Origin of the sequence: Erwinia sp. Leaf53, from assembly GCF_001422605.1 — a bacterium.
Lineage (GTDB): Bacteria > Pseudomonadota > Gammaproteobacteria > Enterobacterales > Enterobacteriaceae > Erwinia.
This window is the reverse complement of the sequence record NZ_LMLK01000026.1, coordinates 209,171-222,475: the sequence shown is the minus strand read 5'-3', so window position 1 is coordinate 222,475 and position 13,305 is coordinate 209,171. Positions and strand designations below refer to the sequence as shown.

The 13,305-nt window shown below is 57.9% G+C and carries 12 protein-coding genes, 1 other RNA gene and 1 pseudogene; 10 read left to right on the top strand and 4 right to left on the bottom strand.

What is annotated here, in order from left to right; genetic code table 11:
• The 3 genes and pseudogenes from ASF13_RS24710 to ASF13_RS21835 all read left to right on the top strand — a co-directional run.
• Positions 1-655: pseudogene (locus ASF13_RS24710) on the top strand (hypothetical protein); the annotation flags it as partial.
• Positions 652-816: a hypothetical protein gene (locus ASF13_RS24560; RefSeq protein ID WP_156365639.1), complete on the top strand. Its 165-nt coding sequence runs from the start codon at positions 652-654 to the stop codon at positions 814-816. The pseudogene ASF13_RS24710 and the gene ASF13_RS24560, both read left to right, overlap by 4 nt.
• Before the next feature lie 23 nt (positions 817-839).
• Complete coding sequence (locus ASF13_RS21835; RefSeq protein WP_056241756.1) at positions 840-1,715, top strand: T6SS immunity protein Tli4 family protein; 876 nt, start codon at positions 840-842, stop codon at positions 1,713-1,715.
• Positions 1,716-1,927: 212 nt separating this feature from the next.
• Here the strand turns inward: ASF13_RS21835 and rprA are convergent.
• The 3 genes from rprA to ASF13_RS21825 form a co-directional block, all read right to left on the bottom strand.
• Positions 1,928-2,032, bottom strand: an RNA gene (gene rprA / locus ASF13_RS23875) — antisense sRNA RprA.
• A 260-nt stretch (positions 2,033-2,292) separates the two neighbouring features.
• A complete protein-coding gene (gene ydiK, locus ASF13_RS21830; protein ID WP_056241753.1) occupies positions 2,293-3,420 on the bottom strand; it encodes an AI-2E family transporter YdiK in 1,128 nt (375 codons plus the stop codon).
• On the bottom strand, positions 3,417-3,719 hold the full coding sequence (locus ASF13_RS21825) for a hypothetical protein (RefSeq protein WP_156365638.1): 303 nt from the start codon (positions 3,717-3,719) through the stop codon (positions 3,417-3,419). The genes ydiK and ASF13_RS21825 overlap by 4 nt, the downstream gene beginning before the upstream one ends.
• 6 nt (positions 3,720-3,725) lie before the next feature.
• On the opposite strand from ASF13_RS21825, the gene ASF13_RS21820 reads away from it, so the two are divergent.
• Positions 3,726-6,779, top strand: a complete 3,054-nt coding sequence (locus tag ASF13_RS21820) for an FAD-binding and (Fe-S)-binding domain-containing protein (protein WP_056241746.1) — start codon at positions 3,726-3,728, stop codon at positions 6,777-6,779.
• A complete protein-coding gene (locus tag ASF13_RS21815; RefSeq protein WP_056241743.1) occupies positions 6,779-7,198 on the top strand; it encodes a hotdog fold thioesterase in 420 nt (139 codons plus the stop codon). Before ASF13_RS21820 ends, ASF13_RS21815 begins: the two co-directional genes overlap by 1 nt.
• Before the next feature lie 54 nt (positions 7,199-7,252).
• On the opposite strand, the gene ASF13_RS21810 is transcribed toward ASF13_RS21815, so the two are convergent.
• Positions 7,253-7,657 carry a hypothetical protein gene (locus ASF13_RS21810; protein ID WP_056241739.1) on the bottom strand — a complete coding sequence of 135 codons (405 nt, stop codon included), beginning with the start codon at positions 7,655-7,657 and terminating at the stop codon, positions 7,253-7,255.
• A 390-nt stretch (positions 7,658-8,047) separates the two neighbouring features.
• Between ASF13_RS21810 and sufA the strand changes: the two genes are divergently transcribed.
• From sufA to sufS, 5 genes are all read left to right on the top strand, one after another.
• Entirely contained in the window at positions 8,048-8,422 is a 375-nt protein-coding gene (gene sufA / locus ASF13_RS21805) for a Fe-S cluster assembly scaffold SufA (protein WP_056241737.1), read from the top strand.
• 5 nt (positions 8,423-8,427) lie between these two features.
• Positions 8,428-9,921, top strand: coding sequence for a Fe-S cluster assembly protein SufB (gene sufB / locus ASF13_RS21800; protein WP_056241734.1), 1,494 nt, complete (start codon positions 8,428-8,430; stop codon positions 9,919-9,921).
• 69 nt (positions 9,922-9,990) lie between these two features.
• A complete protein-coding gene (gene sufC / locus ASF13_RS21795) occupies positions 9,991-10,737 on the top strand; it encodes a Fe-S cluster assembly ATPase SufC (protein ID WP_056241730.1) in 747 nt (248 codons plus the stop codon).
• The gene (gene sufD / locus ASF13_RS21790; protein ID WP_056241726.1) at positions 10,712-11,989 is read left to right on the top strand and encodes a Fe-S cluster assembly protein SufD; all 1,278 of its coding nucleotides are present in this window, start codon (positions 10,712-10,714) and stop codon (positions 11,987-11,989) included. Before sufC ends, sufD begins: the two co-directional genes overlap by 26 nt.
• Positions 11,989-13,209 (top strand): cysteine desulfurase SufS, encoded by a 1,221-nt coding sequence (gene sufS / locus ASF13_RS21785; RefSeq protein WP_056241721.1) that lies wholly within the window; start codon positions 11,989-11,991, stop codon positions 13,207-13,209. Before sufD ends, sufS begins: the two co-directional genes overlap by 1 nt.
• The last annotated feature ends 96 nt before the right edge of the window (positions 13,210-13,305 follow it).

Here is a 13,305-nt window from a genome sequence, read left to right as displayed (position 1 = left end):
GATGCCGGTGCTGGCCCAGTCCCCCGGTCCTTTACAGCTGCTGCCGGGCGGTGCTTATGGTCCCGGCTGGCTGAAAATCGAGAGCAGCGGTGCCCGGCTGTCCCTGCCGGTGGAAAACCCCTATGAGGAAATTTACCTGAACAAAACGGCCTGGTGGCGGCTGTGTGAACAGGATTTACTGCTAGATAATACAGAAGATGAGTGGAATAAATATGAGAAGAGGATAAATGAGGAAGTTCAAGAGTTTATTGAAAAATTAAATGACAGATATCATCCGCAGACCTGGCTGTTTTACGGTGCCAGTGCAAACAATCCGTCTGATGCATTCCTGACGTGGAAAGAGCGGATCCCGCTGTACGTGAAGGAGGCGCAGAGGATCCGGAAGGATTCCGCTGAGCCGCTTGAGCTCTCCCCGTTAAGAACCCATGAGCTGATTTCGGCGGGGACACCCGGTGACGGCACCGTGCCGGTCAAGGCGATACGCACCTCATCTCCCCATGTTCGGGGCGTGCTGGCGACCGATGTCGATCATGAAGGGGCCTATGCCGCTGACCCCGTGGATCGTTCGCGTTCGGTTTACAGTGACCTGTCATATGCCCTGGTGTTCACGGTCCGCTCGGTGGTGAAAATCGTGCAGCAGGTGCCACCGCCATGAAAAAAATCCCGCTTCAACTGCTTATCCCGCTGGCGATAGTGCTGCTGGCGGCAGGATTCTATATTCATAATTTTGTGACGTTTGTGCATCCGCCACCGGCGTTAACGGACAAGGAAAAACGTATGGTCTTAAGGTTCCGGCCTCATTCGAAAATACCCTGAAAGACCGTGCTCAGATTAATGAGGTGAACATCAGCAGCCAGCGGCTCTACCGTCCGGCGTTTGAGCAGCGTATCGAACTGCGAGAGCAGTCATTACAGTATGGACACACGGTGAGAACGGTTGATCGGCCTTTTCTCAAACAGGTGTACCGGCTGAGTGAGAATGCGGTGATATTTGACCGCAATAAAAATGAGAGCGTGCCAGGATTTGGGCGCATTCTGGAAGGGCATCTGTACATAAACGGTGTGGCGTTTATTCTCACTCAGGATATTACCGATTATTCGGACCCAAACTTTGCCAAAGAACGTGCGTTTTGGCTACGTAAAGAGTCTGGAAGACCCGAATGGATGGCCAACACCAAACCTGCAAAACTGGCAGAGCTGAAGGATGTTATGTCCCGTCTGAGCGGGCGAAAAGACGATGAAATCCCGACGCAGCCGGGAACCTGTATCTCAGAAGGGTTTATCCGCGACGGGAACGGCAAGCCGAAGGAGGATATTACCTTTGTCTATCCGCACAGCCCGGTCTTTTCTTTTGTTGTCTGGAGCAATAACGCCTTAAAAGAAAGCACAAACATGCTGGAGCGAAGCGGTGAAATACAGTCTTACCTGACTCAGGCCAATGCCCGGACTCTGCGTAAAGGTAAAACACAGATAGCCGGTTTTGATACCAGTGAATGGCTTGCCACTGCGCCGTCAGAAACATCACCCGATAACGCGTCCGCACAGCTATTGTTTACCGCTGTCGCCAATGAAAAAACAGCGGACTTCAGACATCCCAATCTTGACCTGACATTAAGTAACCATGCGCTGCCCCCGCCCGCTTACAGCGATGCCGAACTGGTGGAGATATGGGACCGTATTACCCGTTCTTTCCGTCTCAGACATAATGCATTCTGATCCAAACGTTCGGGCAGATATAAAGGGTCTGCCAGAGATCATCTGTTGCTGCATGTAATCATCTTTCCAGAAATGAACCAACGCAGCGTAGGGTGGGGTGGTTCGGGTTCGTTGAGCGGGTAATTCTATATCCTTAGCAGTTTAGCATTAAGCGCAAGCTGGCCTTTTTTTATTGCGGAGGAGCGCGCATTGCCCTTCTTGCAGTATCGCGGACAAAAAAAAGCCCATCACAGGGGATGGGCAAAGACTACACACAGCAATTCGTTACATCACTCAGGGAAGGTTGTTTAAAAATCAGTAACTTGATTTCAAACCTGGTAATCATACTAGGGAACGGATGAACTGGCGTCTTTAAGAATCATCTTATTAGTTTACCGTTAGTGATATTTTGCGCCCTGCAGACGGCCACTTTTTGCCCGCGTGTAAGTCATAAAAATAAAATATCACCACAACTGCGGAAAACCGGCCAGGAAAAGGGGGGGTTACAGGTATCTGGCAGAAAATTGAGGCGTGGCGCGGGGCGGGATAGATTTGGTAAATTAATGTTTCGGCCAGCGGGGCTGGCCGAAACGTCGAATCAGAGCGTACCGTTCTGATGGCGCTCGTGCTCGATCTCCGCCAGCTCTTCCACCACCGCCTGCGGGTCTTCATCCGGCGCGGGGGATTCATTAACCCACACCATCACCAGGCGGTAGGAGACGGCCAGCACCACCGGACCGATAAACAGCCCAATCATGCCAAAGGCGACCAGCCCACCGATTACCCCGGAGAGGATCAGGATCATCGGCAAGTCGGCACCCATGCGGATCAGCATCGGCCGCAGCACGTTATCCAGCGTGCCGACCACGCAGCTCCATACCAGCAGTATCGTGCCCCAGGTGGTATCCCCGCTCCAGTAGAGCCAGATAATGGCCGGTATCAGCACCACCAGCGGCCCCAGCTGCACCAGGCAGGAGAGGATCATCAGCACGGTCAGAATGGTGGCATAAGGAATGCCGGAGAGCGCCAGGCCGATGCCGCCCAGCACCCCCTGCACCAGCGCGGTTACCACCACGCCCAGCGCTACTGCGCGGATCGCCTGACCGGCCAGCAGCACCGCCGCGTCACCGCGGCGTGAGGCGAGGCGGAAGGCGAAGTGGCGGATGCCGCGGGCGACCTGCTCACCGCGCCAGTAGAGCAGAATGCTGAACAGCAGCATCAGCCCGAGGTGCAGCATAAAGCGGCCAAAATGACCGGCCTGGGCGAAGAAGAAGCCGGTGGTGCGGCCGATATAGGGCTGGATCTTAGCCATGATGGCGCTGCCGCCGCCCGCGACCAGGTTATGCCAGGCGGAAAACAGCTTATGGCCGACCATCGGGATCTCTTTCAGCCACTGCAGTTCGGGCATCTGGATGCGCCCGGCGCTGATCCAGGCAATCACCGGCGAGCTGTTCTCAATCAGGCTGTTGACCAGCAGCGCGATCGGAATAACGAATACCAGCACCAGCAGCAACGTCATCGCCGCCACCGCCAGCCCGCGTCTCCCCCACAGCCAGCCCTGAATTTTAATCATCAGCGGCCAGGTGGCGATCACCACCATGCTGGCCCAGGCAAAGCCGAGAATAAACGGCTGTACCACCCAGAAGCTCGCGGTGATCAGCATGCTGACAAACAGCAGCGAAAACACGATTTGCGGCAAATCCCACCCGTTGTAGACGTTCTTCATCTTGCGGACCGATCCTCAGTAAAGGCTTCCTGCCGCCGCCGGGCGATAACAGACCCGGGGCAACGGCAATTATTTTCGTACTTTAGCGACTGTAAAAATTCGGCAAAATCCCCCGCAGCCTGCACGGTTACGCTGAAGGCTGCCGCGTAATCATCACGGATTTCCTGATTTTTAGCCAGAAACAACAGGTTATTCTTTTGTTTCGCTTTTTGAAATAAAGGCAGGTCATAAAAAAATATGATAAAACGAACTGCTGCGTAACAGAGCGACGCAAACGATTCACATAACATTTTGGTCACCCGATAATGATCCCACAGATTTCCCGGGCACCCGGCCTTGTGCAGCTGGTGCTTGATTTTTTGGATGCGTTGAAGCAGGACGGTTTCACCGGCGACACGGCCACCAGCTATGCCGATCGTCTGATTATGTCCACCGATAACAGCATCTATCAGATGCTGCCGGACGCGGTGGTGTTTCCCCGCACTACGGCTGACGTGGCGCTGATTGCCCGCCTGGCCGGTGATGCGCGCTTTACCAGCCTGACCTTTGCCCCGCGCGGCGGCGGTACCGGCACCAACGGCCAGTCGCTGAACCAGGGCATCGTGGTGGATATGTCGCGGCACATGAAGGGCATCCTGGAGATCAACCCGCAGGAGCGCTGGGTGCGGGTCGAGGCCGGGGTGGTTAAAGACCAGCTTAACGCCTTTCTGAAACCTTACGGCTTCTTCTTTGCGCCGGAGCTCTCCACCAGCAACCGCGCCACCCTCGGCGGCATGATCAACACCGATGCCTCCGGCCAGGGATCGCTGGTCTACGGCAAAACCTCGGACCACGTGCTGGGCCTGCGCGCCGTGCTGCTGGGCGGCGATATTCTCGACACCCGCGCGATGCCGGTGGCCGAGGCCGGGCAGCTGGCGCAGCAGCCGGGTGCGGAAGGCAACATCTATCGCGTGGTGCTCGATCGCTGCCGTGAGCAGCGCCCGCTGATTCTGGAAAAATTCCCTAAACTTAACCGTTTTCTCACCGGTTACGATCTGCGCCACGTGCTCAGCGACGATCTGCAGCAGATCGACCTGACCCGCATTCTCTGCGGGGCCGAAGGCACGCTGGCGTTTATCGCCGAAGCGCGGCTGGATATCACGCCGATCCCGAAGGTCCGGCGGCTGGTCAACGTGAAGTATGACTCCTTTGACTCCGCGCTGCGCAACGCCCCCTTTATGGTGGAGGCGAAAGCGCTGTCGGTGGAAACCGTCGATTCGAAGGTGCTGAACCTGGCGCGTGAAGATATCGTCTGGCATTCGGTCAGCGAGCTGATAACCGACGTGCCCGATAAGGAGATGCTCGGCCTGAATATGGTCGAGTTTGCCGGCGATGACGCTGAGCTGATCAACGGCCGGGTGGAGGCGCTCTGCGCGCGTCTGGATGAGCTGATGGCCCTGCGCGAAGGTGGAGTGATTGGTTATCAGCTGTGTAACGACGTCGGCGGCATCGAGCGCATCTACGGCATGCGTAAGAAGGCGGTAGGGCTGCTCGGTAATGCCAAAGGGCGTGCCAAGCCGATACCGTTTGTGGAAGATACCTGCGTGCCGCCGCAGAACCTGGCGGATTATATCGTCGAGTTTCGTGCGCTGCTGGACGGCCACAACCTCAGCTACGGCATGTTTGGCCACGTCGACGCCGGCGTGCTGCACGTGCGCCCGGCGCTGGATATGTGTGACCCGCAGCAGGAGATCCTGATGAAACGCATCTCCGACGAGGTGGTGGCGCTGACCGCGCGCTACGGCGGGCTGCTGTGGGGTGAACACGGTAAAGGGGTGCGTGGCGAATACAGTCCTGCCTTCTTTGGCGAGGTGCTGTACAGCGAACTGCGGCGCATTAAGGCGGCGTTTGACCCGGCCAACCGCCTGAACCCCGGCAAAATCTGCACCCCGTTGGGGGTTGACGACCCGATGATCAAGGTCGATTCGGTGACCCGCGGCCAGTATGACCGTCAGATCCCGATCGCCGTGCGCAGCGACTGGCGCGGCGCGATGGAGTGTAACGGTAACGGCCTGTGCTTCAACTTCGACGTGAACAGCCCGATGTGCCCGTCAATGAAGATAACCAGCAACCGCATGCACTCGCCGAAGGGGCGCGCCACGCTGACGCGGGAGTGGCTGCGCCTGCTGGCCGAGCAGGGCGTCGATCCGCTGCTGCTGGAGCAGCAGTTGCCGAAAAAGGGCGTCAGCCTGCGCGGCATGATCCAGCGCACCCGTAACAGCTGGCAGGCGAAGCGCGGCGAGTATGACTTTTCGCATGAGGTGAAGGAGGCGATGTCCGGCTGCCTCGCCTGTAAGGCCTGCTCGACCCAGTGCCCGATCAAGATCGACGTGCCCGGTTTTCGCTCGCGCTTCCTGCAGCTTTACCACACCCGCTATCTGCGCCCGGCCAGCGACTATCTGGTGGCGACGGTAGAGAGCTATGCGCCGCTGATGGCGCGGGCACCGAAAACGTTCAACTTCTTCCTGCGCCAGCGCTGGGTCGGGGCGCTGAGCAAGCGTCATCTGGGGATGGTGGATCTGCCGCTGCTCTCTTCGCCGACGCTGAAACAGCAGCTTTCCGGCACCCCGGCGCTGAGCACTACGCTGGAGCAGCTGGAGGCGATGGATGCCGGCCAGCGCGCCCGTCACGTGCTGGTGGTGCAGGATCCCTTTACCAGCTATTACGAAGCGCAACTGATCGCCGACTTTGTGCGGCTGATTGAGAAGCTCGGCTTCCATCCGGTGGTGCTGCCGTTCTCCCCTAACGGTAAGGCGCAGCACGTTAAGGGCTTCCTGCAGCAGTTCGCCCGTACCGCGCAGAAGACCGCCGATATGCTGAACCGGGTGGCGCAGCTCGGCCTGCCTCTGGTCGGCGTCGATCCGGCGCTGGTGCTCTGTTACCGCGATGAGTATCGCCAGGTGCTGGGCGACCGGCGCGGCGAGTTTCACGTGCAGCTGGTCCACGAATGGTTGCAGAACGCCGATATCGCCCGAAATGCCCCGTCGGCGGCGGGCGCGGCGTGGTATCTGTTTGGTCACTGTACCGAGTCGACCGCGCTGCCCGGTTCCGTCAAACAATGGGAAAGTATCTTTGCCCGCTTTGGCGCTACGCTGGAGAACGTCAGCGTCGGCTGCTGCGGCATGGCCGGCACCTACGGCCATGAAACCAAAAACCTGGAAAACTCACTCGGTATCTACGAGCTTTCCTGGCAGAAGGCGCTGCACAAGCTCCCGCGCGAGCGCTGCCTGGCCACCGGCTACTCCTGCCGCAGCCAGGTGAAGCGTACGGAAGGGAACGGCATGCGCCATCCGTTACAGGCGCTACTGGAGATAATCTGATGACCATATGGCGGCGTGAAACCACGCTGGAAGAGCTGAATCAGCGCAGCAAGGGCACCATGGTGGAACATATCGGTATCCGCTTTACCGCCCTGCACGAAGACAGCATTGAAGCGGTGATGCCGGTGGACGGCCGCACAAAGCAGCCGTTCGGGCTGCTGCACGGCGGCGCGTCGGTGGTGCTGGCCGAAACGCTGGGATCGATGGCGGGCTATCTCTGCACCGACGGCGATCGGCACGTGGTGGGGATTGAGATTAACGCTAACCACGTGCGGTCGGCGCGGGAGGGGGAGGTGCGCGGCCGCTGCCGGCCGGTGCACCTCGGCCGCACCCATCAGGTGTGGCAGATCGAAATCGTTGATGAACGTGACCGACTCTGCTGCACTTCCCGCCTCACTACCGCCGTGATCGCTAAATAACCCCGAATATTTCGGGGTTTTTCGTATCTACTGCCGGGAGTATACTGGTCTCAGTTACATAATCCATGCGGCGCGTTTCACAAAATCGCTTTGCAGTTCGCTGGCTTTATCCCAGTCGCCGCTGAGCGCCAGTTGATGGCACAAACGGGACAACGAGTGGCGCGCCAGCTGCCAGGCTTGCATGCGAAACAGGCGTTCGCGCTGGGTGTTGCTCAGCTCAGCGACCAGGCGGTGATGCAGTTTGCCCAGCGCGTGCAGGTAGCTGTGATCGTCACCGTTGAGCTGGCACAGTTCGGCCATGTCCAGACAGGTGGCGTTAAACTGGCGCAGTTGTTCGATGGTGCAATCGGGGCGGTTTAGCCGGGCCTGCGCCATATAAAAATCGACGGTAATATCACGTACGGAGAATTTGTACTCATCAATCTTATGTTGCAGCCAGGCACTTATCGAAACGGTCATTGCTGGGTCCGGTCGCGCTAATGATAATCATTATCATATTATAACTGCGGCAATATTCAATGACCTGAAATAAATTTTATCGATAAATGCAGCCTTTCAGAAAAATAGACGAAACCGATATAACGGATGAAAGGCGGCGGCAGGCGGACGATGGGTGAGCAGAGTACCGAAGTTACAAAATATAAACATCTTGTTTTCAACTGGTTATCTTTTATCGCGCGTTGTCGGTCGGGGTGTTACCCGGCAGCAGAACCCGGTCTAAACTTAACCAAAGGGTATCTGAAAACCCCCTTTAACCTTTATCCCTGCAAAACAAGAGGTTGAAGTGATACAGGTTATCACTAACATAGGGGCACTAGCCCGAAGGGCTATCGTATCGTGAGGTAATATATGCAATCAGCAAATCCTGCATCGTTTTCACCGGATGACTTTATCTGGAAAGGCCTGACGCTTACCGACAGCGCGGCCAAACAAATTCTGAGCCTGGCGGCAGGCGATCCCGAGATCCTTGGGCTGAAGCTGGGCGTCAAAACCTCGGGCTGCGCCGGGTTCGGCTACACCATGGACATGGTGAAAGCCTCAGCGAAGGACGATATTCCGTTCACGCACAACGGTGCGACGCTGCTGGTGCCGCTTGAGGCAATGCCGTATATCGACGGTACGGAAGTGGATTTTGTACGTGAAGGCCTGAACCAGATTTTCAAATTTAATAATCCTAAAGCTCAACACGCCTGTGGCTGTGGTGAGAGCTTTGGCGTTGAGTAAATTCTATGTCTCGTAATACTGACGCATCTGACGATGTACAGGTGTGGGAAGGAAGCCAGCAGAACTACAAAGAAGGCTTCTTTACCCAGCTGCAAACCGAAGAGTTCGCCCACGGCATTAATGAAGACGTGGTACGTGCGATTTCGGCCAAACGTAACGAACCTGAGTGGATGCTGGATTTCCGCCTGAAGGCGTTTGCCGCCTGGCTGGAGATGGAAGAGCCGCACTGGCTGAAAGCCAACTACAAAAAACTCGATTATCAGGACTACAGCTACTATTCAGCGCCTTCCTGCGGTAGCTGTGATGACAGCTGCGCGTCAGAGCCGGGAGCGACTCAGGCGTCAGGCGCTGAAGCGCCAAACTACCTGACTCAGGAAGTGGAAGAGGCGTTTAAGCAGCTCGGCGTGCCGGTGCGTGAAGGTCAGGAAATTGCCGTTGATGCAATTTTTGACTCGGTGTCGGTGTCGACCACCTACCGCGACAAGCTGGCGAAAGAGGGCATCATCTTCTGTTCGTTCGGCGAGGCGATTCACGATCACCCTGAGCTGGTAAAACAGTATCTGGGCACCGTGGTGCCGGCCAACGACAACTTCTTTGCCGCGCTGAACTCCGCCGTGGCCTCGGACGGCACCTTCGTCTACATTCCGAAAGGCGTACGCTGCCCGATGGAGCTGTCGACCTATTTCCGTATCAACGCGGCGAAGACCGGCCAGTTCGAACGCACCATACTGATCGCCGATGAAGGCAGCTACGTCAGCTATATCGAAGGCTGCTCCGCGCCGGTGCGTGACACCTACCAGCTGCACGCGGCGGTGGTAGAAGTGATCATTCATAAAGACGCTGAAGTGAAATACTCCACCGTGCAGAACTGGTTCTCCGGCGGCGATTCCGAAGGCGGTATTCTTAACTTTGTGACCAAGCGCGCGCTGTGTGAAGGTGAAAACAGCAAGATGTCCTGGACCCAGTCAGAGACCGGCTCGGCGATCACCTGGAAGTACCCGAGCGTTATCCTGCGTGGTGACAACTCGATCGGTGAGTTCTTCTCGGTGGCGCTGACCAGCGGCCGTCAGCAGGCCGATACCGGCACCAAGATGATCCACATCGGTAAAAACACCAAGTCGACCATTATCTCCAAAGGGATCTCGGCCGGCACCAGCCAGAACACCTATCGTGGCCTGGTGAAAATCATGCCCACCGCGGAAAACGCCCGTAACTTCACCCAGTGCGACTCGATGCTGATTGGCGCCGAGTGCGGTGCGCACACCTTCCCGTACGTGGAAGTGCGTAACAACAGCGCGCAGCTGGAGCATGAAGCGACCACCTCACGCATCGGTGAAGATCAGCTGTTCTACTGCCTGCAGCGCGGCATCAGCGAAGACGATGCGATCTCGATGATCGTAAACGGCTTCTGCAAAGATGTGTTCTCCGAACTGCCGCTGGAATTCGCGGTGGAAGCGCAGAAACTGCTGGCGATCAGCCTTGAACACAGCGTGGGCTAACCCGCGATAAGAACATTGCCCGATACGGCGACTATCAACAGTGCTGGAAAGCATTGCGAAGGAAAACTTATGTTAAGCATTAAAGACTTACAGGTTAGCGTTGAAGATAAAGCTATCCTGCGTGGGTTGAATCTGGAGATTAAACCCGGGGAAGTGCACGCCATCATGGGCCCGAACGGTTCCGGGAAAAGCACCCTGTCTGCCACGCTGGCCGGCCGTGAAGACTACGAAGTGACCGGCGGTTCCGTCGAGTTTAAAGGCAAAGACCTGCTGGAACTGGACCCGGAAGAGCGCGCCGGTGAAGGCATCTTTATGGCCTTCCAGTACCCGGTTGAAATCCCTGGCGTCAGCAATCAGTTCTTCCTGCAAACCTCTGTTAATGCCGTGCGTAAGTACCGTGAACAGGAAGCGCTGGACCGCTTCGATTTTCAGGACTTTATTGAAGAGAAGATCGACCTGCTCAAAATGCCGGAAGACCTGCTGACCCGTTCAGTTAACGTCGGCTTCTCAGGTGGTGAGAAAAAGCGTAATGACATTCTGCAGATGGCGGCGCTGGAGCCGGATCTGTGCATCCTCGATGAGACCGACTCCGGTCTGGATATCGATGCGCTGAAAATCGTCGCCAACGGCGTCAACAGCCTGCGTGACGGCAAGCGCTCGTTCATTATCGTTACCCACTATCAGCGTATTCTGGACTATATCAAGCCGGACTTCGTGCACGTGCTGTATCAGGGCAAAATCGTTAAGTCCGGTGATTTCTCACTGGTGAAACAGCTGGAGGAGCAAGGCTATGGCTGGCTTACCGACCAGGAGTGATAACGCGCTGCAGCAGTGGCATCACCTGTTTGAAACTCAGGGTGAAGGCCGCTCGCTGCAGGCACAGCAGCACTGGCAGCAGCTGCTGCGCGTTGGCCTGCCGACGCGCAAGCATGAAGACTGGAAATACACTCCGCTGGACGCGCTGTTAAACCACCAGTTCGTGCTGCCGCAGAGCGCAGTGCTCAACGCTGAGACGGTGCAGCAGCACGCGCTGGCGATTGACGCGGTGCGCCTGGTGTTTGTTGACGGCCGTTTTGTGGCTGAACTGAGCGACAGCGATCACGATCTGTTCAGTATTGAGGTAGGCCAGATGGGCGACCGCCGTGAGCTGAACGCGCCGATCCAGCCGGAGGTGTTCCTGCACCTGACCGAAAGCCTGGCCGAACAGGTGACGACCATCGGACTGGCGCGTGGCAAAGCGGCACCACGTCCGCTGTACCTGCTGCACATCAGCAGCGGCAGCGCGGAAGGCGAAATGAACACCTGCCACTATCGCCACCACCTGCAGCTGGGTGAAGCGGCAGAAGCGACGGTGATCGAACATTACGTCAGCCTGACCGCGTCTACGCACTTTACCGGCGCGCGCTTTACCGCGGACGTCGGCGATAACGCCGGGCTGAGCCACTACAAGCTGGCGTTTGAAGACCGCAGCAGCTACCACTTTGCGCATAACGACCTGACGCTGGGCCGTGACGTGCGCGTGCAGAGCCACAGCTTCCTGCTGGGTGCCGGCCTGACCCGCCACAACACCAGCAGCCAGCTGAACGGCGAGGGAAGCGATCTGGCGATCAACACCCTGATGCTGCCGGTCGACAAAGAAGTCTGCGACAGCCGCACCTACCTTGAACACAACAAAGGCCACTGCCAGAGCCGTCAGTTGCATAAAACCATCGTGCGCGATCGCGCTCGTGCGGTATTTAACGGCATGATTAAAGTGGCGAAGTATGCGCTGAAAACCGACGGTCAGATGAGCAACAACAACCTGTTGCTTGGCCGCCTGGCTGAAGTGGATACCAAACCACAGCTGGAGATCTACGCCGATGACGTCAAGTGTGGCCACGGTGCCACCATCGGCCGTATCGACGAAGAGCAGATGTTCTACCTGCGCGCGCGCGGCATCGATCGCGCCTCGGCGCAGAAGATGATCATCTACGCCTTTGCCGCCGAACTGACCGAAGCCATCAGCGATGAAACGCTGAAAGAGGCGGTGATGCAACGTATCGCGCAGCGTTTCCCGGAGGCCCTGTAATGAGTTTCGATCTGGCTCGCGTGCGTGCCGATTTCCCGCTGCTGGCACGGGAGGTCAACGGGCAACCGCTGGCCTACCTGGACAGCGCTGCCAGTGCCCAAAAGCCGCAGGTGGTGATTGACGCTGAGAGCCAGTTCTATGAGCAGGGTTACGCTGCCGTCCACCGCGGTATCCATACGCTGAGTGCGGAAGCCACCACGCTGATGGAAAACGTCCGTATCCGCGCCGCGCAGTTTCTCAACGCGGCCTCGGCGGAAGAGATCGTGTTTGTTAAAGGCACCACTGAGGCGATCAACCTGGTCGCCAACAGCTGGGGCGGCAGCCAGCTGCAGCCGGGTGATAACATCATCATCACCGAGATGGAGCACCACGCCAATATCGTACCCTGGCAGATGGTTGCCAGCCGCACGGGTGCGGAAGTGCGCTTTATCCCGCTGACCGCCAACGGTGAGCTCGACGTGGCGCAACTGCCTGGCCTGATCGACAGCCGCACCCGTCTGCTGGCGGTGACCCAGGTGTCGAACGTGCTGGGCACCGAGAACCCGGTCAAAGCGCTGGTGGCGCAGGCGCGGGCGGCCGGTATCGTGACGCTGGTCGACGGCGCGCAGGCGGTGATGCACCACCAGGTCGACGTGCAGGATCTGGACTGTGATTTCTATGTCTTCTCCGGCCATAAAATCTACGGTCCGACCGGCATCGGCATTCTCTATGGCCGCAAAGCGCTGCTCGACCAGATGCCACCGTGGGAAGGGGGCGGAGCGATGATCGCCACCGTCAGCCTGACCGAGGGCTCCACCTGGGCCGCCGCGCCGTGGCGCTTCGAGGCAGGCACGCCAAACACCGGCGCGATTATCGGCCTGGGTGCGGCGCTGAACTACGTCAGCGAGCTGGGGCTGGAGGCTATCGCTCACCACGAGCAGGCGCTGATGCGCTATGCGCTGGATAAGCTGGCGACGGTGCCGGACCTGGTCATTTATGGCCCGCAGCAGCGCGCCGGGGTGATTGCTTTTAATCTGGGCAAACACCACGCCTTCGACGTCGGCAGTTTCCTCGATCAGTACGGTATCGCCATCCGTACCGGTCACCACTGCGCGATGCCGCTGATGAAGCACTACGCGGTACCGGCCATGTGCCGCGCGTCGCTGGTGCTCTACAATACCGAAGAAGAGGTGGATCGCCTGGTTGCCGGGCTGATCCGCATCCATCGTCTGCTGGGCTGAACGATCGCCGCGCGATCGTCAATGATAACACCGACAGGGGCGGGGGAAACCCCGCCCCTGATCTATACGGCCCCGGATCGTTTGCACTGTCGTTAA